The sequence below is a fragment of the Nocardioides sp. genome, from assembly GCF_036503465.1.
Lineage (GTDB): Bacteria > Actinomycetota > Actinomycetes > Propionibacteriales > Nocardioidaceae > Nocardioides.
The window spans coordinates 1-23,893 of record NZ_DASXWU010000026.1; the positions used below are offsets into that span (position 1 = coordinate 1).

Here is a 23,893-nt window from a genome sequence, read left to right on the forward strand (position 1 = left end):
AGGTCATCTCCGGATGCGTGTACGTCGTCGGCGCGCTCGGCTGCGCCTTCTCGGTGAACGCCCCGATGCTGATCGGGTTCCGGTTCGTGCTCGGGTTCTCCGTCGGGACGGCGTCCTTCGTCGCGCCTCTGTACATCTCCGAGGTCTCGCCCCCGAAGGTCCGGGGCGGCCTGGTCAGCTTCAACCAGCTGGCGATCACCTCCGGCATCCTGCTCGCCTACATCGTCGACTTCGCCCTCAAGGGCGTGCCCGGCGAATGGCGCTGGATGCTCGGCATCGCCGCCATCCCAGGAGCCGCCCTGGCCGTGGGGATGCTGACCGTGCCGCGGACGCCGCGCTGGCTGGTGATGCACGACCGGGGGGACGAGGCACGCGAGGTGCTCGACCAGCTCCGCGAGGGCGACGACGAGGCCGACGTCGACGAGGAGGTCGAGCAGATCGAGGAGGCCAACGAGCGCGAGCGCAACGTCCGGGTCAAGCACCTCCTCTCGGACCGGCTCCGGCCGCTGCTGTGGGTCGGCATCGCGCTGGCGGTGGCACAGCAGTTCGTCGGGGTCAACACGGTCATCTACTACGCCCCGACGATCCTGTCCGACACCGGGCTGGGGAACTCCGCGGCCCTGGCGCAGACCGTCGCGGTCGGTGTCACGAACGTCGTGTTCACGATCGTCGCCGTACTGCTCCTCGACCGCCTCGGACGTCGCGCGCTCCTCTTGACCGGCACCGTCGGGCTCCTGGTCGCGCTCCTGGTGCTCGGGGTCTACTTCTCGTCGTCGACGCTGCAGGGCGACTACGGCTGGGTAGCGCTGGCCGGGCTGCTGCTGTTCATCGCAGCCTTCGCGATCGGTCTGGGGCCGGTCTTCTGGCTGATGATCTCGGAGATCTTCCCGGTCGGGGTCCGGAGCAAGGCGATGGCGGTGTGCACGATCTTCAACTGGGGAGCCAACTTCCTGGTCGCCCAGACCTTCTTGAGCCTCAGCAACGCGATCACCCGGCAGGGCGTGTTCTTCCTCTACGCCGGCCTGGCCGTGCTCTCCATCGCGTTCTTCATCCTGCGCGTGCCCGAGACCAAGGGTCGGGCCCTGGAGGAGATCCAGGAGGAGCTGACCTGACACCCAGGTCGGCCCGACTCTGCTGCTCAGGGTCGATCGGCCGACAGCCCCCAGTAGCGGGCGATCGCCTCGTCGACCAGGGCGGTCACCGGCACGCCGATCTCCAAGGACCGTGCCCGCAGGCGGGCTGCGACGCGTGGTGTGAGGGTCACCGTGAGGCTCTTCTCGTCCCGGCCGAAGACGCCGAGAGCGATGGTGACCAGGGTGCCGAGCACATCGAGGATCGCGACGATCCCGATGAACCGTACGGTGCCCTCATCGGCATCCACGCCCAGGATCAGACCGCCCACGACCGCGGCGAGAAGCACGGCGAGCGCGACGGTGGACCACAGCAGCATGCCCAGTGAGGTACGGCGCGCGGCCAGGACCGCCAGCAGGCAGACCTGAGCGAGGGTCAGGGCCGCGACCACGGACACGCCGAACAGCCGGCCCACGGTGTCGCCGTCGAACGAGTCCCAGTCCGCCCACAACAGAGTCAGCGCCAGGCCCGACGCGAGGACGTCGGCGAGGGCACCGGCGGCGCCGCGCCAGCCGTACCGCGAGCCCCAGGTGGCCAGGTAGCACAACATCAGCATGCTCGCGCACCCCGCGACGGTCGTGGTGCCCACAGCTCCGCCTGAGTACCCGGGCCCAGGTCCCGCGCTGGTCAGATCTCGCTACGGGAGTCTCGGTCCTTGTCGCGGATGCCGATCTTGTTGCCGAGCCACACCAGGGGGTCGTAGGTGCGATCGACGACGCGCTCCTTCATCGGGATGATCGCGTTGTCGGTGATGTGGATCCCCTCGGGACAGACCTCGGTGCAGCACTTGGTGATGTTGCAGTAGCCGAGGCCGGCCTGCTCGCGGGTCACCTTGCGCCGGTCGACGGTGTCGAGCGGGTGCATGTCCAGCTCGGCGTACCGCAGGAAGAACCGCGGTCCGGCGAAGGCGGGCTTGTTGTCCTCGTGGTCACGGACGACGTGGCAGGTGTTCTGGCACAGGAAGCACTCGATGCACTTGCGGAACTCCTGGCCGCGCTCGACGTCCTCCTGCATCATCCGGCGCTTGCCGTCGGCGTCGCGCGGCGGCAGCTCGACCGACGGCAGCTCGCGGGCCTTCTCGTAGTTGTACGAGACGTCGGTGACCAGGTCGCGGATCACGGGGAAGGTGCGCATCGGAGTGACCGTGATCGTCTCGGCCGGGTCGAAGTCCGACAGCCGGGTCATGCACATCAGCCGCGGCCGGCCGTTCACCTCGGCGCTGCACGAGCCGCACTTGCCGGCCTTGCAGTTCCAGCGGACCGCGAGGTCCCCGGCCTGGGTGGCCTGGACCCGGTGGATCGCGTCGAGCACCACCTCGCCGTTCTCGACCTCGACGTCGTAGTCCTGGAGCTCGCCCCCGGACCGGTCGCCGCGCCAGAGCTTCATCTTGAGCGTGTAACTCATCTGATCAGTGATCTCCCTCGAAGAACGTCGCGAGCTCGTCCGGCATCACCGGGAGCGGCTGGGTGGCGAGGTCGACGCCGTCGCCGGCGGCGTTCAGGGACAACGCGATGTTGAGCGTGCCCCACTTCTCGTCGAAGCCGGGGTGGTCGTCGCGGGTGTGCCCGCCCCGCGACTCCTCGCGCTCCAGGGCCGCCTTCGCGATGCACTCGGAGACCAGCAGCATGTTCCGCAGGTCGATCGCGAGGTGCCATCCCGGGTTGTACTCCCGGTCCCCCGAGACCTCGAGGTGCTCGGCCCGCTCCTTGAGCTTCTCGATCTCGCCGAGCGACTGCGCGAGCTCCTCGCGGGTGCGGATGATGCCGACCAGGTCGTTCATGACCTGCTGGAGGTCCTGCTGGATCGTGTACGGGTTCTCGGAGCCCTCGCCGGACCGGTCGAACGGCGAGAGCGCGAGCTCCTCGGCCGACTTCAGGTCGGTCTCGGAGAGGGTCGGCCGGACACCACCCAGGCCCGAGACGTACGCCGCCGCCGCGTCTCCGGCGCGCTTGCCGAAGACCAACAGGTCGGACAGGGAGTTCCCGCCGAGCCGGTTCGACCCGTGCATGCCGCCCGAGCACTCCCCGACCGAGTAGAGACCCTCGACGCCGCTCATCTCGGTGTCGGGGTCGACCTCGACCCCGCCCATCACGTAGTGGCAGGTCGGGCCGATCTCCATCGGCTCCGCGGTGATGTCGACGTCGGCCAGCTCCTTGAACTGGTGGTACATCGACGGCAGCCGCTTGTGGATGAACTCCGGCGAACGACGGGAGGCGATGTCGAGGTAGACGCCGCCGTGCTCGCTGCCGCGGCCTGCCTTGATCTCGGAGTTGATCGCCCGCGCGACCTCGTCACGCGGAAGGAGCTCGGGAGGACGCCGGTTGTTCTTCTTGTCCTCGTACCAGCGGTCGGCCTCCTCCTCGTTGTCGGCCGTCTCGTCCTTGAAGTACTCCGGGATGTAGTCGAACATGAACCGCTTGCCCTCGGAGTTCTTCAGGATGCCGCCGTCGCCGCGGACCGACTCCGTGACCAGCAGCCCCTTCACCGAGGGCGGCCAGACCATGCCGGTCGGATGGAACTGGACGAACTCCATGTTGATCAGCTTCGCGCCGGCGCGCAGGGCCATCGCGTGGCCGTCGCCGGTGTACTCCCAGGAGTTCGAGGTGACCTTGAAGCTCTTGCCGATGCCGCCGGTGGCGAGCACGATCGCGGGCGCCTCGAAGGCGATGAACGACCCGCTCTCGCGCCAGTAGCCGAAGGCGCCGGCGATCTTCCCGTCGGACCTCATCAGGTCGGTGATCGTGCACTCCATGAACACGTCGATGCCGAGCTGCACCGTGCGCTGCTGGAGGGTGCGGATCATCTCCAGACCGGTGCGGTCGCCTACGTGCGCGAGTCGGGCGTAGCGGTGGCCGCCGAAGTCGCGCTGGGAGATCAGGCCGTCCTTGGTGCGGTCGAACAGCGCTCCCCAGTCCTCGAGCTCGAGGACCCGCTCCGGCGCCTCCTGGGCGTGCAGCTGGGCCATCCGCCAGTTGTTGAGCATCTTGCCGCCGCGCATCGTGTCGCGGAAGTGGACCTGCCAGCTGTCGTCGGGCCACAGGTTGCCGAGCGCCGCGGCCGCGCCGCCCTCGGCCATCACCGTGTGGGCCTTGCCCAGGAGCGACTTGCAGACCACGGCGACCTTCGCGCCGGCCTCGTGGGCGGCGATCGCGGCACGGAGGCCGGAGCCGCCGGCGCCGATCACGACGACGTCGTACTGGTGCTTCTCGACGTCCTCGGGGGACGTCGCCTCAGGGGTCTGGTCGGACATCAGAAGAACCTCGGGTCGTTGAACGCGCCGGCGGAGACCAGCAGCACGTAGAGATCGGCGATCGCGACGGAGAAGAGCGAGAGCCAGGCGTACAGCGCGTGCCGACCGTTCAGCTTCGAGACCCAGTTCCACATCTGGTAGCGGACCGGGTGCTTGCTGAAGTGGCGCAGCTTGCCGCCGACGATGTGTCGGCACGAGTGGCAGGACAGCGTGTACAGCCAGATCAGGACGATGTTCACCAGGAAGATCAGCGACCCGAGCCCCATGTGGACGCCGCTGGACTCCCCCTCGGCCGGGCCGAACGCCAGCACCGTGTCGTAGCTGAGGACGATGGCGACCAGCACCGCGGCGTACCAGAAGTAGCGGTGGATGTTGTTCAGGATCAGCGGCAGCGCGGTCTCGCCGGAGTAGGACTTGTGCGGCTCGGCGACCGCGCACGCCGGCGGGCTCAGCCAGAAGGACCGGAAGTAGGCCTTGCGGTAGTAGTAGCAGCTGAGCCGGAAGCCGAGCGGGAAGATCAGCACGATCAGCGCCGCCGAAAGTGGCCACCAGCCGAACGGCTGGCCGAAGTCGGAGCTGCCCTTCACGCAGTCACCCAGACACGGCGAGTAGAACGGCGAGAGGTAGGGCTTGCTGTAGTAGTCACTGCCCTGGAACGCCCGGATCGTCGCGTAGACCACGAAGGCGAAGAAGACGACGAACGTGGTGAGCGGGTACAGCCACCACCGGTCCGTCCGCAGCGTCTTGGCTTCGATGCGGGCCCGGGTGGGGCCGTGCACTCCAGTTGTCATCGCCGTCCTCTCTGGCGCCGGTTCGGGCGACACAGAAACCTATCGCGCGGTCTCGCGCCCCGGCCTACCCGGGTGGTGTGACATTTTCCTTCGGTGTCATCTGCCTTCGATGTCATCTGGCTTCGGTGTCATCTGCGTTCGGCCGGGCCGGTGAGGCGGAAGTCGCGGGTGGCCTTCCAGCCGACGTCGGCGTCGTGCACGTACAGGTGGAACGCGTCGACGGTGAAGGCGCAGTCGAAGGCCGCGAGCTCGTCGAACGCCCGGTCCAGCAGGAGGTCGTCGGGGAGATGGGCCACGGTGACGTGAGGGTGGTAGGGGAAGTCCAGGTCGAGCGCGAGCGGCCCGCTCCGGCAGGCCTTGGCGAGCTGCTCGGTCGGCGAGATGCCTTCGACCAGGTTGACGAAGACGACCGGCGAGACCGGGCGGAACGTGCCGGACCCGCGCAGGTGGATGAGGTACGCCGGGTGGCCGGCCGCGATCGCGTCGAGGTGCTGCTCGACCTCGCCCAGGCGCAGCTGGTCGACCTCGACCGGGGGCACCAGCGTGATGTGGGTCGGGATGGTCGCACCCTGGGTGTCGCCGTTGGCCACGCGGAACTGCTGGAGCCGGCCCCCGTGCGGCTCCGGGACGGCGACGGACACCCCGATGGTCGGCACGCCGCTCCTCCTCAGAGCCCCGAAGGACGGGCCGCGGCGGCGAACCCGACGCGTTGGAAGACGTCGCGCAGGGTGGCCTCGGCGATGGCGGCGGCCTGCCGGCGACCGGACTCCAGGACGTCGGTCAGGTGCTGCTGATCCTCGAGCAGCTCGAGGGTGCGGTCCCGGAATGGGGTCACGACGTCGACGACGACCTCGGCCAGGTCCTTCTTCAGGTCGCCGTACCCGCGTCCGGCGTACTCCTCCTCGAGGTCGCTGACGCCGCGGCCGGTGAGTGCGGAGTAGATCGTGAGCAGGTTGGAGATGCCCGGCTTGTCCTCGGGGTCGAACCGGATCTCGGTGCCGGAGTCGGTGACCGCGGAGCGGATCTTCTTGGCGCTGGCCCGGGGGTCGTCGAGGAGCTCGATGATGCCCGCCGGGGACGACGACGACTTCGACATCTTCGCCGTCGGCTCCTGCAGGTCGGTGATCTTGGCAGTCGCCTTCAGGATGTAGGGCTCGGGCAGCCGGAAGGTCTTCCGGTAGCGGTGGTTGAACCGCTGCGCCAGGTCACGGGTGAGCTCGAGGTGCTGGCGCTGGTCCTCGCCGACCGGCACGTAGTGCGGCCGGTAGAGCAGGATGTCGGCGGCCTGGAGCACCGGGTAGGTGAACAGGCCGACGCTGGAGGCGCCCTCCCCGCCCTTGGCCGACTTGTCCTTGAACTGGGTCATCCGGCGGGCCTCGCCGAAGCCGGTCAGGCACTGGAGCACCCAGCAGAGCTGGGCGTGGGCCGGGATCTGGCTCTGCACGAAGATCGCCGAGCGCTCGGGATCGATGCCCATCGCGATCAGCTGGGCCGCCGCCCGGAGGGTGCGCTCGCGCAGGACCCGGGGATCCTGCTCGACCGTGATCGCGTGCAGGTCGGCGATGAAGAAGAACGGCTGGTACTCCCGTTGCAGGTCCACCCACTGGCGCAGCGCACCCAGGTAGTTGCCGAAGTGGAACGAGTCGGCGGTGGGCTGGATCCCGGACAGGACCCGCGGCTTCGGGCCGAACGTCACCTCGGGGACGACCAGCTCCGGTGACGTGGTCGTGCTGGGCATGGGGCGCATTGTGTCATCTGAGCCGAGCAGCGCCGCCGGAGGAACGAGGGCTGCGCGCGGGCTCGGCCAGGTCGCCCTTCGAGACGCCTCGTTCCTCGGCTCCTCAGGAACCGCAGCGAGGCGACTGAGGGACGAAGTCGCGCGAGCGCGTCGAGACCCGGTGAGGTTTCTGGGAGCGGCGACCCGAGCCACAGTCTCGAAACCCGTTGACGGTGGCTGCGGCCTCACACCGTGGTCCGTCATGCGGCGCCGGAGGACTCGGGTCCGACGGGGCCTCGGCCAGGAACGCCGGCGCCAGCGACAGCCAGATGGCGAGGACGACGCCGTACGCCACTGCGCGCATGCCGACACAACGACCCGGACGGTGCGGGGTTAGCGGCGCAGTTGGGGAATCGGCTTGCCGGTCTCGGACGGCGGTTGGCAGGGTGCCCGGCATGGACTCGGTCCCCACCCTCACCGACGGCACGGTCACCTTGCGCGCGCACCGCGAGGACGACGTCCAGGGCTGTTTCGAGCAGTGCCAGGACCCGGAGACGCAGCGGTGGACGACGGTCCCGGTCCCGTACTCGCGCGACGACGCCCGCCACTTCGTGACCGAGGTGGTGCGGGACGGGTGGGACGACGGCAGCAGCTGGGCGTTCGCGCTGGAGACGGACGGGAGCTTCGGCGGAACCGTCGAGCTGCGGGACGAGGGTCACGGCCGCGCCGAGATCGCGTTCGGGGCGCATCCGCGCGTGCGTGGCACGGGCACCGTGGAGCGCGCCTGCGGACTGCTGCTGGACTGGGGGTTCGGCACACGAGGCGTGCACACCGTGGTGTGGCGGGCTTACGTCGGCAACTGGGCCTCGCGCAGGCTCGCCTGGCGGCTCGGGTTCTCCTTCGACGGCACGCTGCGTCGCTACCTCCACCATCGCGGGGAGCTCGTGGACACCTGGGTGGGTACCCTGCTGGCCGGCGACGACCGGAAGCCACACGGACGGTGGCTGGACGTGCCGGTGCTCGAGGCGGACGGGCTCCGGCTGCGCCCGTGGCGCGACTCCGACGTACCCCGGATCGTCGAGGCGTGCTCCGACGAGCGGACGCAGCAGTGGCTGGGCAGCATGCCGTTCCCGTACGACGAGTCGGAGGCACGGGCCTACCTGGAGCACCTCCGTGAGAACCGCGCGACCGGGCGGAGCGTCGGCTGGGCGGTGGTCGACCCCGAGGACGACCTCGCTCTCGGCTCGGTCAGCTTCTTCGACTACATGCCCGAGGTGGAGCTCGAGATCGGCTTCTGGACGCACCCGGACGCCCGGGGTCGGGGCGTGATGACCCGCGCGATGGCGCGGGTGGTCGCCTACGCTTTCGAGGACCTCGGCGTACGCCGGGTGATGGCGGGCGCCGCGGCCGACAACGCCGCGTCACGCCACGTCATCGAGGCGAACGGCCTGACGGCGTGGGGCACCGAGCGGCTCGGAACGGGCATCCGCACCGGCCGCACGGACTGCGTGTTCTACGACGTGCTCGTCGAGGAGTGGCGGAGGTCACGTCACCGCTGAGGCGTGCGTCGGGCCGACGGGATTACGGACGGCCTCATCTGGCTTGGCACAATGGCACAAGACAGGGTAGGAGGACCTTCGTGAGCATGCCGCGTGCGATCTCGTCGCTGCGTACTCGGCGGATGCTGACCTGGTTCGTCCCGGTCGTGGGGCTCTCCCTCTACCTGATCCTGGTGCCCCCGGTGCCCGACTTCGCCGCGCAGGCGACCCGGGCCGAGATCTTCGCCAAGCTCGGCAACGTCAGCTGGTGGCCGGGCTGGTACGGCGGCCTCGAGCTCCCGACGTACTCCGTGATCGCCCCGGGCGTGATGGCCACGATCGGGGTCGCCACCACGGGAGCCCTGGCTTCCGCGATCTGCATGTGGGTCGCGCACCTGCTGTTCCGCGAGTCGGCCCGGCCGCGAGCGGCGAGCGTGGTCTTCGCCGCGAGCGTGCTGCTCAACCTCTTCGGCGGGCGGATCACCTTCCTGGTCGGCCTCGCCGCGGCGATGCTGGCCGTGCTCGCGCTGGTGCGCCGCCATCCGTGGCTGGCCGGTGCCGCCACCGTGGTGAGCGTCCTCGGCAGCCCGCTCGCCGGCCTGTTCACCGGCATCGTCGCGGCGGCCGTGCTGGTGGCCGACCGCTCGCGACGCCGGGAGGCCCTGGTGACCGGCGCCGCGACCGCCGGCTCCCTCGGCACGCTGGCGCTGCTGTTCCACAACCCCGGGGTGATGGGGTCGCCGCCGGAGCAGATGTTCCTGGCCCTGGTCGGCCTGGCGCTGGTCGTGGTCGCCTGCCGCGAGCCGACGATCCGCGTCGGAGCGGTGATCGTCGCGCTCGGACTGGTCGCCTGCCTGATCGTCCCGAACAGCGTCGGCCTGAACCTCACCCGCATCGTCTGGCTGTCGGCGGCCCCGCTGATCGTCGGGTTCGGGCGTCGTCCCGACCGGCACGTGGTCGCCCTCACCGCCCTCGCCCTGGTCTTCCCGGCCGTCGACGTCAGCTGGCAGCTCGCCGAGGCCGACTCGCCGTCGGCGTCGCAGTCCTACTACACGCCGCTGCTGACCCAGCTCCGCTCGCGGATGAACACCGACGCGACGCTCGGCCAGCGGGTCGAGGTGGTCGAGCCGGCGACCAAGGGAGCGGCACGGTACGTCGGCGAGTCGATGCCGGTGGCCCGAGGCTGGGAGCGGCAGGCCGACGTCACGGACAACCCGATCTTCTACAAGGACGGGGCCCTCGACGCCACGTCGTACCGGCAGTGGCTGGACCAGCTGGCGGTGGCCTACGTCGCCGTCCCGAACGCCAAGCTGGACTTCGCGTCGGTCGACGAGGCGAAGCTGATCGCCGGTGGGCTGCCCTACCTGCGCGAGGTGTGGCACAACAACGACTGGAAGCTCTACCAGGTCCTGGGCTCCGCGCCGCTGGCGCGTCACGCCCAGGTGCTCTCCGTGGACGGCAACCAGCTGCGGCTGTGGGTCAGCCATCGCACCCTGGTGCCGATCCAGGTCCGGTGGTCGCAGCACCTCGCGGTCCTGGACGGGTCGCGTCCGGTCGCCGAGGGCGTGCGTGCGCACGGCTGTCTCTCGCAGAACGGGCAGTGGACGCTCCTGCACGCGCGCCGGGCGGGCACCTACGTGCTCACGTCGGACTTCGACGTGCTCCCCGACGGCCCGAAGCGCGGCGGGGTCTGCCGGACGCCAGGTAGCTGAGCGCGAGCACTGCCGACCCGGCGAGGGCGAGGCCGACCCCCACGAGGGCCGGGGCGCGGTAGCCCCAGCCGGCCGCGATCACCAGACCGCCGAGCCAGGCGCCGAGGGCGTTGCCGATGTTGAGGGAGGAGTGGTTCATCGCCGCGCCCAAGGTCTGGGCCTCGCCGGCCACGGTCATCAGCCGCAGCTGGAGGTTGACCACCAGCACCGACGAGGCGACCGCGACCAGGAAGGCCGGGACCAGGGCCCACCAGCCGGCCGCAGCCAGCGCGGCGTACCCCAGGAGCAACAGCGCCATGGCGAGCGACGAGCCGAGCAGCGACCGGAAGACAGACCAGTCGGCGAGGTGACCCGCGACGTACGTGCCGGCGACCATCCCGAGCCCGAAGGCCAGCAGGAACACAGGCACCGCGCCGTCCGCCAACCCGCCGACCTCGGTGACCACCTCGGCGATGTAGGAGTAGAGGGCGAACATGCCGCCGAAGCCGATCGCGCCGGCGAGCAGGGTCAGCCAGGCCTGCGGCTCGGCGAACAGCCGCAGCTCGCGACGGCCGGTGGCCTCCGCGTTGCCAGGTGCCGCCGGGACACAGGCGGTGACCAGGATCGCTGTGAGCACGGCGAGCGACGCCGCGGCCCAGAACGCCGAGCGCCAGCCGAGGTGCTGACCCATCCAGGTGACGGCGGGAACGCCGACGACGTTGGCGACGGACAGCCCGATCATCACCATCGCGACCGCCCGTCCCTCGCGGCCGCGCGGCGCGAGGCTCGCGGCCACGAGCGACGCGACCCCGAAGTAGGCGCCGTGTGGCACGCCGCTGAGGAATCTGGCCAGCAGGAGCAGCCCGTAGCCGCCGGACACCGCGCTGAGCGCGTTGGACCCGGCGTACACGGCCATCAGCGCGACCAGCAGCCCGCGCCGCGGGAGTCGGGCACCGAGGAACGCCAGCACCGGCGCACCGACCACGACGCCCAGGGCGTACGCCGAGATCAGATGACCGGCGGTGGGGATGGACACGTCGACGCCGTCCGCCACCTGCGGCAGCAGACCCATCGCCATGAACTCGGTGGTGCCGATCGCGAACCCGCCCATGGCGAGGGCGAGCAGCGCCAGCGTGAAGCTCGTGGCACGGACCTCCGTGCCGGAAGTGGCCGGGGCGTTCGGGCTCAGAGGTTCACCAGCGTGACGATCACGATCACGAGCACCACCGTCGCCACGATCCGCTGGGCCGTGGCGCCGAAGCCGCTCAGACGGATCGTCGAGGCGTCGCGGAACATCCCGCCCTGCGAGGCGCGCCAGGCGGACTGCGGGTCGACCAGCGCCCACACGGCCAGGGCACCGACCACCAGGAGGAAGACGACCAGGACCGCCATCAGAGGGAGTCCAGTGCGTCGTTGAACGTCTGCGACGGACGCATCACCGCGGCGGCCAGGTCGTCGTCGGGACGGTAGTAGCCCCCCAGGTCGACCGGGTGACCCTGGACCGCGACCAGCTCGTCGGTGATGGTCTGCTCGTTCTGGGTCAGCGTCTCGGCGAGGCCCTTGAAGGCTGCGGCCAGCTCGGGGTCGTCGTCCTGACGCGCGAGCTCCTGGGCCCAGTACATCGCCAGGTAGAAGTGGGAGCCGCGGTTGTCGATCGAGCCGACCTTGCGGGCGGGCGACTTGTTCTCGTTGAGGAACGTGCCGGTCGCCCGGTCGAGGGTCTCGCCGAGGACCTTCGCGTGCGGGTTGTCGTTGGCGACGGCGTACTTGGCGAACGACTCGGCCAGGGCCAGGAACTCGCCGAGGCTGTCCCAGCGCAGGTAGTCCTCCTTGAGCAGCTGCTGCACGTGCTTGGGCGCCGAGCCGCCGGCGCCGGTCTCGAACAGGCCGCCGCCGTTGATCAGCGGGACGATCGACAGCATCTTCGCGGTGGTGCCGAGCTCGAGGATCGGGAACAGGTCGGTCAGGTAGTCACGCAGGACGTTGCCGGTGACCGAGATCGTGTCCTCGCCCCGGCGGATGCGCTCCAGCGAGAAGGCGATCGCGTCGGTCGGCTTCAGGATCTCGATCTGGAGCCCGTCGACGTCGTGGTCGGGCAGGTAGGCCTTCACCTTCTCGATCAGGTTCGCGTCGTGGGCGCGGTCGGCGTCGAGCCAGAAGACGGCCGGGTCGCCGGTGGCGCGGGCCCGCTCGACGGCGAGCCTCACCCAGTCGCGGACCGGCACGTCCTTGGTCTGGCAGGCCCGCCAGATGTCGCCGGCCGCGACCGTGTGCTCGATCAGAACGTGCCCGTCCTGGTCGACCACGCGCGCCTGACCGGTCGCCGGGACCTCGAAGGTCTTGTCGTGGGAGCCGTACTCCTCCGCGGCCTGCGCCATCAGCCCGACGTTCGAGACCGAGCCCATGGTGGCAGGGTCGAAGGCGCCGTGGGCACGGCAGTCGTCGATCACGACCTGGTAGATGCCGGCGTACGACGAGTCCGGGATCACCGCGAGAGTGTCGGCCTCCTGGCCGTCAGGCCCCCACATGTGGCCGCTGGTGCGGATCATCGCCGGCATCGAGGCGTCGACGATGACGTCGGAGGGGACGTGGAGGTTGGTGATGCCGCGGTCTGAGTCGACCATGGCGATCCGCGGGCCCTCGTCGAAGCCGGCCTTGATGGCAGCCCTGATGCCGTCTGCCTCCGGGAGGCTCTCGATCCCGGTGAGGATGCCGCCGAGACCGTCGTTGGGCGACAGGCCCGCGGCGGCCAGCTGCTCGCCGTACTCGGCGAAGAGGCGAGGGAAGAACGCGCGGACCACGTGGCCGAAGACGATCGGGTCGGAGACCTTCATCATCGTCGCTTTGAGGTGGACCGAGAACAGCACACCCTCGTCCTTGGCGCGCTGGATCTGGGCGGTGAGGAACTCACGGAGCGGCCCCACGCGCATCACGGTGGCGTCGACGATCTCGCCCTCGACGACCGAGATGCCCTCGCGCAGCACGGTGGTGGTGCCGTCGTCGGCGACCAGCTCGACACGGAGCTCACCGGCCTTCTCGATCACCACCGACTTCTCCTCCGACCGGAAGTCGTCGGCGGTCATGTGCGAAACGTTGGTCCTCGACTCGGGACTCCAGGCGCCCATCGAGTGGGGGTGACTGCGGGCGTAGCCCTTGACGGACTCCGGGGCGCGGCGATCGGAGTTGCCCTGCCGGAGGACCGGGTTGACGGCGCTGCCCTTGACCCTGTCGTAGCGGGCGCGTGCGTCCTTCTCCTCGTCGCTGCTCGGGGTGTCGGGGTAGTCCGGGAGGTCGTAGCCCTTCTCCCTGAGCTCGGCGATCGCGGCCTTCAGCTGCGGGATCGACGCGGAGATGTTGGGCAGCTTGATGATGTTGGCCTCGGGGCGCGTGGCCAGCTCCCCGAGCTCGGCCAGCGCGTCGGGCTGCCGCTGCTCGTCGCCGAGCCGCTCGGGGAAGTGGGCGATGATCCGCCCGGCCAGGGAGATGTCGCGGGACTCGACCGGCACGCCCGCCTGACCGGCGTACGCCGAGATGATCGGCAGGAAGGAGTACGTCGCGAGCAGCGGCGCCTCGTCGGTGCGGGTGTAGATGATGGCGGGCTTGTCAACGGCAGAGTCGGACACGTTCAGGACGCTAGTCAGCGGTGCTGATGTCGGGCAAACCGGGGTCGGCCGCCGTCGCCGGCCGGATCAGCGGTGGCGTACCCGGGTCAGGGAGAGGCTGGTGGAGAGGACCCGGGTGTCCTGCTGGGCGACCATGCCCAGTCCGCGGGCGTAGAAGGTCTGCACCACGTGCAGGGGCGCGAGCGTGCTCAGGTCGCGGGTGACCACGGTGTGTCGGAAGGTGTGCTCGGCGGTGACCACCGTGGAGCTGACCGAGTCCACGGTGGAGCGTCGCTCGACGACGCCCGGTTCGGCGGCGTTCAGGTAGCCGTCGCCCAGGCGCGGCGTGGCGGTGAGGACCAGCCCGGCCTCTGCCCCGTCCACCCCCGCCTGCCAGGACCGGGGAGCCAGGAGGTCCAGGCGCGGCTCCCGGGGCGCCACCCGCTGGCCGAACCACCACACGTTGCCGGCCGTGTCGACGGCGTACCACCGGATCATCGCGGTGCGGTCCGCGCCGTGAACGCGGTACTGCCAGCGGATGGCGGTCGTCGCGATCCCCGCTATCCGGCGCTGTCGGGGGAGGACCGTCGCGACAACCGTGCGGAAACCGGTCGGCAGGTACTGGCGATAGGTCCACTGGGTGCCGGGCTCGAGGGGGAACCACACGTTCTCGGCGTGCCCCGCGAAGTCCTCCGGGTGCGGGTTCGGGGTCGGGATGGTGAGGCCGTCGACCCCGGCCGGCCCGACCGGTTGCGGGCTCGCTCCGCACCCCGAGAGCACGGCGGTCGAGAGCAGTGAGGCCAGGATCGGGAGGGTCGCGCGGGCGGCCCAGGCTCCCGCGCGCGTCATGCCAGCAGCATGCCAGCCCGGCTGAGGACGACCGTCGTTCCGCTGCTAGCGTCGAGAGCATCGCCCGCCTGTCGTCAACCCCTCGTCGAGGAGAAGTCTCGTGAGCTCAACGCCGCTCAAGGTGGCCGTGACCGGTGCCGCCGGCCAGATCGGCTACAGCCTGCTGTTCCGTCTCGCGAGCGGGTCCCTGCTCGGTCCGGACCGGCCGATCGAGCTGCGGCTGCTCGAGATCGAGCCGGCCCTGAAGGCGCTCGAGGGCGTGGTGATGGAGCTCGACGACTGCGCGTTCGGCACGCTGGCCGGCGTCGAGATCGGCTCCGACCCGGAGAAGATCTTCGACGGCGTCAACCTCGCGCTGCTCGTCGGCGCCCGGCCGCGGGGTCCGGGCATGGAGCGCAGCGACCTGCTCGAGGCGAACGGCGCGATCTTCACCGCCCAGGGCAAGGCGCTCAACAACGTGGCCGCGGCCGACGTACGGATCGGCGTCACCGGGAACCCCGCCAACACCAACGCCCTGATCGCGATGACCAACGCTCCCGACATCCCGCGGGAGCGCTTCTCGGCGCTGACCCGGCTCGACCACAACCGCGCGATCTCGCAGCTCGCCGCGAAGACGGGCGCGCCGGTGACCGAGATCAAGAAGATGACGATCTGGGGCAACCACTCGGCGACGCAGTATCCCGACCTGTTCCACGCCGAGGTCGGCGGCAAGAACGCCGCCGAGACCGTGAACGACCAGGACTGGCTGGAGAACACGTTCATCCCGACCGTCGCCAAGCGAGGCGCCGCGATCATCGACGCCCGCGGGTCGTCGTCCGCCGCCTCGGCCGCGTCGGCCACCATCGACGCCGCCCGCGACTGGTTGCACGGCTCGCCCGAAGGCGACTGGGTGTCGATGGCGGTGCGCTCCGACGGGTCCTACGGCGTCCAGGAGGGCCTGATCTCCTCCTTCCCGGTGACCACCTCGAACGGCGACTGGTCGATCGTCCAGGGCCTCGAGATCGACGACTTCTCCCGCGGCAGGATCGACGCCACCGTCGCCGAGCTGGCGGAGGAGAAGGAAGCAGTCACCCAGCTGGGGCTCATCTAGACGCCCGCGAAGCGGGCACGCGTGGGTCTGGCGGCTTCCTCGCTGAGGCTCGCGTGCGCCGCGGGCGCGACCAGTGACCACGCTCTGCGCGCGCGAGCCTCAGGCCGCCAGAGCCACGCCAATCAGTACAGGCTGGTTGGGGATGCTGGTCGAGAGGAACCACAGCGCGATGCCCACCGCGGCCAGGATCACGACGTCCACCGCGCGGCGGCGTACGGCGAGCATTCCTGCCTGTTGGGCCGGGATCACCAACCGGACCACGGCGCCGAAGACCAACGACGCGCCGATCCACTTCACCCCGAGACGCCAGTCGCCCTGGGAGACGATGCCGAGGCCGACCGCCGAGACCAGCAGCACGAGCAGGTAGAACGCGCCGCCCAGGGTCGACGGGTAGCGCCGGCCCTCGGGTTCTGCGGACTCGGGAGGTACGTCGTCGACGGGCGGGTCGATGTCCGGTCCCGGGTCGGGGTCAGGCTCGCGCCGCCCCACGTCCCCCTCCACGCTTCTCAGTGTGCCGCGTCCTCTGCGATCGCCACGACGTTGGCCAGCAGCATCGCGCGGGTCATCGGCCCGACCCCGCCGGGGTTGGGCGACACCCAGCCGGCGACCTCCGCCACGTCGGCGGCGACGTCCCCCGCGATCTTCCCGTCGACCCGCGACACGCCCACGTCGAGCACGGCCGCTCCGGGCTTGACCATGTCGGCGGTGATGATCCCGGGTACGCCGGCCGCCGCCACCACGATGTCCGCCCGGCGCACGTGCCCCGGCAGGTCGCGGGTGCGGGTGTGGCACAGGGTCACGGTCGCGTTCTCGGTACGCCGGGTGAGCAGCAGCCCGAGCGGGCGACCGACTGTGATCCCGCGACCGACGACCACGACCTCGGCGCCCTCGATCTCCACGTCGTGCCGGCGCAGCAGCTCGATCACCCCGACCGGCGTGCAGGGCAGCGGTCCGGACTCGCCGAGCACCAGCTTGCCGAGGTTGACCGGATGGAGTCCGTCGCAGTCCATGGCCGGGTCGACCCGAGACAGCAGGGCGAACTCGTCGAGCCCGGTCGGCTGCTGCACCAGGAATCCCGTGCATGCAGGGTCGGCGTTCAGCTCGTCGATCACCCCCTCCACCTCGGCCTGGGTGGCGGTGGCCGGGAGGTCGCGCCGGATCGAGGTGATCCCGATGGAGGCGCAGTCCTTGTGCTTGGCGCCGACGTACCAGTGTGAGCCGGGGTCGTCGCCCACGAGCACCGTGCCGAGCCCGGGCGTGACCCCTCGCTCCTTCAGCTTGGCGACCCGCTCGGCGAGCTCGGCCTTGATCGCGCGGAGGGTTGCCGTCCCGTCGAGGATGCGTGCTGTCATGGGGCGTCCTAGTGGAAGAAGTGCCTGGTGCCGGTGAGGTACATCGTGACGCCCGCATCCTGGCAGGCCTTGATCGTCAGCTCGTCACGGACCGACCCACCGGGCTGGACGATGGCCCGGACCCCGGCGTCGATCAGGATCTGCGGCCCGTCCTCGAACGGGAAGAACGCGTCGGACGCCGCGACCGAGCCCGCCGCCCGTTCCCCCGCACGCGACACCGCCAGGCGGCACGAGTCGACCCGGTTGACCTGCCCCATCCCGATGCCGACCGAGGCCCCGCCGGAGGCGAGCAGGATCGCGTTGGACTTCACCGACCGGCACGCCTTCCAGGCGAACGCCAGATCCGTCAGCACGTCGTCGGCAGCGGCCTCACCGGTGACCAGCGTCCAGGTGCCCGGGTCGTCACCGGGTGCGTCGACGTGGTCGACCCGCTGCATCAGCACGCCGCCCGAGACGCCCCGGAACTCGACCGGGTCGGGGTGCTCGTCGACGGGGCACCGGAGGATGCGGATGTTCTTCTTGCCCGCCAGCACCTCGAGCGCGCCGTCCTCGTAGTCCGGCGCGACGATCACCTCGGTGAAGACCTCGGCCACCTGGTCGGCCATCTGCCTCGAGACCGGCCGGTTCACCGCGATGACGCCGCCGAAAGCCGACACCGGATCGCAGGCATGGGCCTTGCGGTGTGCCTCGGCCACGTCGGCGCCGGTGGCGATGCCGCACGGGTTGGCGTGCTTGATGACGGCGACTGCCGGCACCTCGAAGTCGTTGGCCGCACGTCGCGCGGCGTCGGTGTCGACGTAGTTGTTGTAGGACATCTCCTTGCCGTGCAGCTGCTCGGCCGCGGCCAGCCCGCCGCGCCAGTGTGCGTAGAGCGCTGCCGGCTGGTGGGGGTTCTCGCCGTAGCGCAGCACCGCCTTGCGCTCCCAGGTGGCCCCGGTGAACGCCGGGAAACCGGTTCCGTCGCCGGTGTCGGACAACCCCCCTCGATCGGGCCCAGCGCCCATCCACGACGCCACCGCAACGTCGTACGCCGCGGTGTGGGCGAAGGCCTCGGCGGCGAGCCGCTTGCGCTCCTCGAGCGTGAACCCGCCCGCGAGGACAGCCGCCCGCACGTCGGCGTACCGGTCCGGCGAGGTGACGATGGCGACCGACGGATGGTTCTTCGCGGCGGCACGGACCATGGACGGTCCGCCGATGTCGATCTGCTCGACGCACTCGTCCGGCGAGGCGCCCGACGCGACTGTCTGCGCGAACGGGTAGAGGTTGGACACGACGAGGTCGAACGGCTCGACCCCCAGGTCGGCCAGCTGCTGCACGTGGGACTCGAGGCGGCGGTCGGCGAGGATGCCGGCGTGCACCTTCGGGTGCAGCGTCTTCACCCGGCCGTCGAGGCACTCGGGGAAGCCGGTGAGGTCCTCGACCTTCGTCACCGGGATCCCCAGGGACTCGATGCGGGCGGCCGAGCCGCCCGTCGAGACCAGCTCGACGCCGGCGTCGGCCAGTCCGCGGACCAGGTCGTCGAGACCGGACTTGTCGTACACGGAGACCAGGGCGCGCCTGATCGGGATGCGGTCGTTCACTGGGTCACTCCTGCGCTGTCATCGGCTCCGGGCACCCAGGCGGTCGATGCTCGGTGACGTCACTCCCCGGTGGTTGCCCACCTGCGCCAGTCGTGTGCCTCCACACTAGGGCACGGCCGGTCCGAAACGCACCACGCGGCCGTCGACCGTGAACCCGTCGCGGGCGATCCGCCCGACCGCCTCGACCAGCATCAGCCGCTCGGTCTGCTTGATCCGCTCGTGCAGGGACTCGGGGGTGTCGCCGTCGAGCACCGGGACCGCCGTCTGCGCCACGATCGGCCCGGTGTCGACGCCGGTGTCGACGACGAACAGCGTGCAGCCGGTGACCTTCACGCCGTACTCGAGCGCCTCGGCGGGGCCGTGCATGCCGGGGAACGACGGCGAGAGCGCCGGGTGGGTGTTCAGGAAGCGCCCCCCGAACGTCGCGAGGAAGGACTCCCCGACCAGCTTCAGGAAGCCGGCCGAGACCACCAGGTCGGGCTCGAAGCCGGCCACCGACGCGGTGAGCGCGCTGTCCCACGCCTCGCGGGACTCGAAGTCCTTGACCCGGTGGACGAAGGTGGGCACCCCCGCACGCTCGGCGCGGGCCAGGCCCTCGATGCCGGCACGGTCGGCGCCCACGGCGACCACGGTCGCGCCGTACGACGGGTCGGCGGCCGCGTCGAGGAGGGCCTGGAGGTTCGTGCCCGAGCCGGAGACCAGGACGACGACGCGCAGCCGGCGATCGGGTGGGGGCACGGCCCGGAGTCTAAGGCGCGGACGTAACCCGCCCTCGGCTCCTTCCGTTGTTAAGGTCACGTTAAGCCCCCCAGGAGAACTTCATGTCCACCACCGCTCGGGCGCTGGTGCGTGGCCGGATCGTCCTGACGTTGCTCGTCATGGGCGCCGCGACCACCTTGCTCGCCCCTCCCCCCGCCCATGCCGCCTCCATCCGCGTGCCCCGCTCCTTCTTCGGGCTCCATGACGGGTCGATGCTGGCCTACGACCACCTGACCTACGGTGCCCTGCGCATCTGGGACGCCGGCGCGACCTGGCAGCAGATCGAGCCCTCGCCCGGCAGCTACGACTGGACCCGCCTCGACGCCCTCGTGAGCGCCGCGCAGGCCCACCACGTCAAGGTCACCCTCGTCCTCGGCATGACGCCGTCGTTCTACGCCGACAGCCCGTCGCAGCCGCCGGCGCACCTCGGGTCGTTCACCGCCTACGTGCGGGCCGTCATGGCCCGCTACCGCTACTTCGACGGCCGTCGCGGCATCGAGTCCTACCAGGTGTGGAACGAGGGCAACGTCTCACGCTTCTGGACCGGCACACCGCAGCAGCTCGCGCGGTTGACCGCCGTCGTCGCACGGTCACGCAACGCCGTCGACCCGGGCGCGACGGTGGTGGCCCCGTCGTTCGCGTCGCGGCTCATCTCGCAGCAGCGATGGATCGGGAGGTACCAGCGGCAGTGCGTCGACGGCCGGCCCGTCTGGCACTTCTACGACGTGAACGCGCTCAGCCTCTATCCGCGCGCGACGTACGACGGCCGGCCCGGCGGGCCCGAGGACGCGATCAGGCTGCTGCACCAGGTGCGGCACCGCTTCGCCCGGATCGGCGTACCGGCGACCAAGCCCGTCTGGGCCACCGAGCTGAACTACGGTCTCGGCTCCGGTGAGCCCGCGCAGGGGTCCGCGGAGCCGATCTCCGACGGGCACCAGGTCGCCAACGTGCTCCGGACGTACCTGCTCGGCGCGGCGCGGCGGCTCGGACGGGTCTACTGGTACCGCTACGACTGGGGCCGGACGGCCGACGGCGGCACCATCGGCAACACCCTCCTCAGCGACCCCGACGACCCGAGCGTGCTGACCCCGGCGGGGCGGGCGCTGCGGATCGCCGAACACTGGCTGGACGGGCGGCTGGTGACGGAGCGGGGCCGGCACCGTCCGTGCGCCCGCGACCGCTGGGGGACCTACACCTGCCTGGTGAGGCACGGGGACCGGACGCGGACGATCCTGTGGAACCCGCACCGACGGGTCCGGGTGCAGGTGCGCACAGCGGACGGCTCCCGGACATCCGTGGTCCGGGTCGGCTATCGACCGGTGATGGTCGACACCCGCTGATAGGTCACTCCGTCTAGTACATCGGGGGCAGGTGAGACCGACCCGGCTCGCCTATCGCGTATCACCCGGATGGGCCATTTTCGAGCCGATCCCGCCCCGGGGATCAGGTCGCGGTGCTTCCCTACCTGCGACGCGGCCCGGTCGCTTCCGTGACGCGTCAGGGGGGTGAAGAACTCAACACCTGGGGGGACACGCACAGAAAGGTCATCCCCCCGTGACCCTCCCCCCAGGCACGAGGACCCTCGCCTCCGCAGTCGTCGGCGCCCTGCTCGCCGGCCTCCTGAGCGGGCTCGCCTCGCCGACGGCCTCCGCCGCCACGACCGCGCACCGTCTGCACGCGGGCGACACCGTCTACCGGCACCACTCGGTTCACGTACGGCGCAGCTTCTTCGGGCTCCACGACGGCTCCATGCAGGCCTACGGGCACCTGCCGTTCGGCTCGATCCGCCTCTGGGACGCCCACGTCTCCTGGGCCGACATCGAGACCGCACCCGGTGTCTACGACTGGAGCCGCCTGGACCAGCTGGTCACCGCTGCCCAGAACCACCACGTCCAGGTCACCCTGGTGCTGGCGATGACGCCGTCCTTCTACGCCGCCTCCCAGTCGCAGCCGCCCTCGGACCCCGAGGCCTACGCGCGCTTCGTGCGTGCGGTGATGACCCGCTACCGCAACTTCAACGGCCGCCGCGGGATCGCGGCGTACCAGGTGTGGAACGAGCCGAACATCTCCTACTTCTGGACCGGCACACCGGCGCAGATGGCACAGCTGACGGCGGTCGTCGACCACGTGCGTGACGAGGTCGACCCGCGCGCCACGGTGGTCGCGCCGTCGTTCGCCGTGCGGCTGCGCTACCAGCGCGTCTGGATGTCCGCCTACCAGCACCAGGACACCGCCGACGGCCTGCCCGTCTGGCGGCACTACGACGTGAACGCGCTCAGTCTGTACCCGCGGCCGCAGTACGGCCGCTACGACGGCGGGCCCGAGGATGCGATGCGCCTGCTCGGCAAGGCCCGGCGCGTGCTGAACCGCGCAGGCGTCCCCGGTGACAAGAAGATCTGGGCCACCGAGATCAACTACGGCGTGACCGGGGGCGGTCTGGCGGACGCCTCCGCCCAGCCGATCTCCCAGAGACGGCAGGTGGCCAACGTGCTGCGCACCTACCTGCTGGGCGCCGCGAACGGACTGTCGCACATCTTCTGGTACCGCTACGACTGGGGGCGGATCGCCGGCGGCGGGACGCTCGGCAACACCCTCCTCACCGACCCCGACGACTTCGCCCGGGTCCAGGACGCCGGACGCGCCCTCCGCATCGCCGAGCACTGGCTCCGCGGGCGCCTGGTCGGCACCGACGGGCACCGACCCTGCCACGAGAGTCGAGACGGGACCTACGCGTGCACCGTGCGCCGCCACGGCGTCGCCCGCACGATCTACTGGAACCCCCACCACAACGTGCGCATCCACGTGCCCCGGGCCGTCTACCGGACCATGGTGGACGGACGCCTCGTCGCACGCCACGCCACCTCACGAACGGTGAGGGTCACCTACCGCCCCGTGATCGTCCGCGGCCGCTGACGGAGCCGTTTGGGGAGTTCTCCGCGCCCGAGGTGGGAGTACTGCGCAGAGCCGTCCGGCGATGGTGGTGTCTGGAACGCCGGTCACGGTTTTGATTTGTGGCTTCGCGGAGTCTTGGGTATGTCGCTTCCGGTGGCCCTGAGTCTCACGCGCGCACGTGCCTGCGGAACCACCAGCCCGCGACGCCGCGAAGGGGCACGTCGTTGGCGGCGGCCAGGCCCGCTGAGGTTCATGCGCGCGTGCGGGCGGAACCAATGACCTCGCCGCCGCGCGCATGAGACTCAGTGGCCGCCGCCAACGACAAATCAAAAACTGCGCGTACGGAGGGCCGCGGCGAGGCCTCCCACCAGTCCCCCGATGCCGAACGTCGCGATCCCGTGCAGCAGCACCTGGAACACGAAGGGGCCTACGTCCGCCATGCGTCCGGGGCCGACGGCGCCGCCGGAGACGGCCGCCAGCACCGCGAAGCCGACCGCGCAGACCAGACCGGCGCCCGCGCCGCGGAGCGCGGCCTCGTCCCAGCGGGTCGTGGGGTAGCGCCCCAGCGTGCGGTACGTCGCGACCGCGGCGACCAGGGGCGGGAGCCCGAGGAGTGCAACGGTCCAGCCCGGGGTCGGGCCGGGGTCGGGAAGCGCGGCGAGCAGGGGGAACATCGGCAGCGGGCCCAGCACGACCGACGTCGGGGCGACCACCGTGTGGGTGCCCACCGCGAAGCCCGGGCCGAGCAGGTAGGAGCCGCTGAACAGGGTCGCGTTCGGCGCGACCAGCACGCACAGCCCGATCAGCAGGGTCGCCGCGCCCGGGCTGGTGTGCAGCTGGGACATCACGTTGACCGCACCGTCCCAGTCGACGACCAGGGCGACACAGAGCACCACGGCCGACACCGCGGCGTACCAGACGAGGGTCCCCCAGGCCGCGGCCGCGGCGGCGCGCAAGGACAGCGGCAGGAACGACGTCCAGATGGCGGCCCGTCCGGATCCGACGGCGATCGCGGTTCCGCCGACCACGCCGCAGACCAGGAGGGTCCAGGCCAGGGTGCGTGGGAGCGACGGCGAGGTGGCGGGGGTCGCGGCCAGGTGGTGCGTGACGCCGGCGACCACGGCGTACCCGAGCGTGAAGAAGAAGGTGGCCGAGGGCACCGTCCAGTCGCGCATCCCGTCGGCGATCGCGTCGGCGTCCGGGCCGTGGCCCGAGACCGAGTCGCCCAGTCGCAGGCCCAGCCGCCAGATCAGGAGCGCTGCCAGCAGCGTCAGCGCGAGCGGCATCGCGTTCACAGCGGTGCCGTCGACATGCACGCCCGAGCCGTGCGCCATCAGCCAGCCCAGCGCGCCGACGCGCAGTCCGTCGCGCGGGGCGCCGTGGGCGCCGGCGTCGGTGAGGAACCACCCGACGACGCCGCCGGCGAGGCACACCACCAGCGTCGAGCAGGCGGCGGCGAGGCCCGCCAGGGCGGCGACCAGGACCAAGGGCCGGCGGTGTGCGGTGTCCGTCCGGTCGTCGCGCGTGGGGGTACGACGTGGAGCCGGTAGGAGGGAGGTCATGGTCCGGCCATCATCACCTGACCGCCCGGGCGGATCTGGGCTCCCACGCCGCGGCAGCCGACCCCTGCCCGATTGGCGGCCGGAACGGC

At 70.8% G+C, this 23,893-nt stretch carries 21 protein-coding genes and 1 riboswitch; of the genes, 6 read left to right on the plus strand and 15 right to left on the minus strand.

The features are described 5' to 3' along the window. Nucleotides 1-1,112 (plus strand): sugar porter family MFS transporter (locus VGK78_RS03845; RefSeq protein ID WP_331526039.1); only part of this gene is annotated, 1,112 nt, incomplete at its 5' end. A gap of 26 nt (nt 1,113-1,138) precedes the next feature. Here VGK78_RS03845 and VGK78_RS03850 read toward each other — a convergent pair. The 6 genes from VGK78_RS03850 to trpS all read right to left on the minus strand — a co-directional run bounded on the left by VGK78_RS03850 (nt 1,139) and on the right by trpS (nt 6,910). Next, nucleotides 1,139-1,720, minus strand: a complete 582-nt coding sequence (locus tag VGK78_RS03850; RefSeq protein WP_331526040.1) for a ribbon-helix-helix domain-containing protein — start codon at nt 1,718-1,720, stop codon at nt 1,139-1,141. Nucleotides 1,721-1,758: 38 nt separating this feature from the next. Then, nucleotides 1,759-2,535, minus strand: a complete 777-nt coding sequence (locus tag VGK78_RS03855; RefSeq protein WP_331526042.1) for a succinate dehydrogenase/fumarate reductase iron-sulfur subunit — start codon at nt 2,533-2,535, stop codon at nt 1,759-1,761. Nucleotides 2,536-2,539: 4 nt separating this feature from the next. Then, on the minus strand, nt 2,540-4,381 hold the full coding sequence (locus VGK78_RS03860) for a fumarate reductase/succinate dehydrogenase flavoprotein subunit (RefSeq protein ID WP_331526043.1): 1,842 nt from the start codon (nt 4,379-4,381) through the stop codon (nt 2,540-2,542). Next, entirely contained in the window at nt 4,381-5,172 is a 792-nt protein-coding gene (locus VGK78_RS03865) for a hypothetical protein (RefSeq protein WP_331526045.1), read from the minus strand. The genes VGK78_RS03860 and VGK78_RS03865 overlap by 1 nt, the downstream gene beginning before the upstream one ends. 128 nt (nt 5,173-5,300) lie before the next feature. Then, nucleotides 5,301-5,828, minus strand: coding sequence for a 2'-5' RNA ligase family protein (locus VGK78_RS03870; RefSeq protein ID WP_331526046.1), 528 nt, complete (start codon nt 5,826-5,828; stop codon nt 5,301-5,303). A gap of 11 nt (nt 5,829-5,839) precedes the next feature. Further along, nucleotides 5,840-6,910, minus strand: coding sequence for a tryptophan--tRNA ligase (gene trpS, locus VGK78_RS03875; RefSeq protein WP_331526048.1), 1,071 nt, complete (start codon nt 6,908-6,910; stop codon nt 5,840-5,842). 434 nt (nt 6,911-7,344) lie between these two features. On the opposite strand from trpS, the gene VGK78_RS03880 reads away from it, so the two are divergent. After that, nucleotides 7,345-8,448: a GNAT family N-acetyltransferase gene (locus tag VGK78_RS03880; protein ID WP_331526049.1), complete on the plus strand. Its 1,104-nt coding sequence runs from the start codon at nt 7,345-7,347 to the stop codon at nt 8,446-8,448. Nucleotides 8,449-8,528: 80 nt separating this feature from the next. Beyond that, a complete protein-coding gene (locus VGK78_RS03885; RefSeq protein ID WP_331526050.1) occupies nt 8,529-10,139 on the plus strand; it encodes a hypothetical protein in 1,611 nt (536 codons plus the stop codon). On the opposite strand, the gene VGK78_RS03890 is transcribed toward VGK78_RS03885, so the two are convergent. The 4 genes from VGK78_RS03890 to VGK78_RS03905 form a co-directional block, all read right to left on the minus strand. After that, complete coding sequence (locus VGK78_RS03890; RefSeq protein ID WP_331526051.1) at nt 10,069-11,229, minus strand: MFS transporter; 1,161 nt, start codon at nt 11,227-11,229, stop codon at nt 10,069-10,071. The genes VGK78_RS03885 and VGK78_RS03890 overlap by 71 nt on opposite strands. 74 nt (nt 11,230-11,303) lie before the next feature. Next, nucleotides 11,304-11,510 carry a hypothetical protein gene (locus tag VGK78_RS03895; protein ID WP_331526052.1) on the minus strand — a complete coding sequence of 69 codons (207 nt, stop codon included), beginning with the start codon at nt 11,508-11,510 and terminating at the stop codon, nt 11,304-11,306. Continuing rightward, nucleotides 11,510-13,741, minus strand: coding sequence for an NADP-dependent isocitrate dehydrogenase (locus tag VGK78_RS03900; RefSeq protein ID WP_331526053.1), 2,232 nt, complete (start codon nt 13,739-13,741; stop codon nt 11,510-11,512). The genes VGK78_RS03895 and VGK78_RS03900 overlap by 1 nt, the downstream gene beginning before the upstream one ends. Nucleotides 13,742-13,807: 66 nt before the next feature. After that, entirely contained in the window at nt 13,808-14,569 is a 762-nt protein-coding gene (locus VGK78_RS03905; RefSeq protein WP_331526054.1) for a hypothetical protein, read from the minus strand. Between the two features lie 100 nt (nt 14,570-14,669). On the opposite strand from VGK78_RS03905, the gene VGK78_RS03910 reads away from it, so the two are divergent. Next, nucleotides 14,670-15,659 carry a malate dehydrogenase gene (locus VGK78_RS03910; protein ID WP_331526057.1) on the plus strand — a complete coding sequence of 330 codons (990 nt, stop codon included), beginning with the start codon at nt 14,670-14,672 and terminating at the stop codon, nt 15,657-15,659. A 99-nt stretch (nt 15,660-15,758) separates the two neighbouring features. Here VGK78_RS03910 and VGK78_RS03915 read toward each other — a convergent pair whose 3' ends face one another. The 4 genes from VGK78_RS03915 to purN form a co-directional block, all read right to left on the minus strand. Further along, nucleotides 15,759-16,160 carry a DUF3017 domain-containing protein gene (locus tag VGK78_RS03915; protein WP_331526058.1) on the minus strand — a complete coding sequence of 134 codons (402 nt, stop codon included), beginning with the start codon at nt 16,158-16,160 and terminating at the stop codon, nt 15,759-15,761. Between the two features lie 5 nt (nt 16,161-16,165). Then, the gene (locus VGK78_RS03920) at nt 16,166-17,011 is read right to left on the minus strand and encodes a bifunctional methylenetetrahydrofolate dehydrogenase/methenyltetrahydrofolate cyclohydrolase (RefSeq protein ID WP_331526060.1); all 846 of its coding nucleotides are present in this window, start codon (nt 17,009-17,011) and stop codon (nt 16,166-16,168) included. An 8-nt stretch (nt 17,012-17,019) separates the two neighbouring features. Next, entirely contained in the window at nt 17,020-18,591 is a 1,572-nt protein-coding gene (purH, locus tag VGK78_RS03925; protein WP_331526061.1) for a bifunctional phosphoribosylaminoimidazolecarboxamide formyltransferase/IMP cyclohydrolase, read from the minus strand. A 26-nt stretch (nt 18,592-18,617) separates the two neighbouring features. Further along, nucleotides 18,618-18,694: riboswitch (ZMP/ZTP riboswitch) on the minus strand. Nucleotides 18,695-18,696: 2 nt separating this feature from the next. Then, on the minus strand, nt 18,697-19,329 hold the full coding sequence (gene purN, locus VGK78_RS03930) for a phosphoribosylglycinamide formyltransferase (RefSeq protein WP_331526062.1): 633 nt from the start codon (nt 19,327-19,329) through the stop codon (nt 18,697-18,699). Between the two features lie 83 nt (nt 19,330-19,412). On the opposite strand from purN, the gene VGK78_RS03935 reads away from it, so the two are divergent. Together VGK78_RS03935 and VGK78_RS03940 are read left to right on the plus strand one after the other, a co-directional pair. Beyond that, nucleotides 19,413-20,690, plus strand: a complete 1,278-nt coding sequence (locus VGK78_RS03935; protein ID WP_331526063.1) for a hypothetical protein — start codon at nt 19,413-19,415, stop codon at nt 20,688-20,690. Nucleotides 20,691-20,904: 214 nt separating this feature from the next. Continuing rightward, a complete protein-coding gene (locus VGK78_RS03940; RefSeq protein WP_331526066.1) occupies nt 20,905-22,263 on the plus strand; it encodes a hypothetical protein in 1,359 nt (452 codons plus the stop codon). A 305-nt stretch (nt 22,264-22,568) separates the two neighbouring features. Here VGK78_RS03940 and VGK78_RS03945 read toward each other — a convergent pair whose 3' ends face one another. Next, nucleotides 22,569-23,804, minus strand: a complete 1,236-nt coding sequence (locus VGK78_RS03945) for a DUF6350 family protein (RefSeq protein ID WP_331526067.1) — start codon at nt 23,802-23,804, stop codon at nt 22,569-22,571. Between the last annotated feature and the right edge of the window lie 89 nt (nt 23,805-23,893).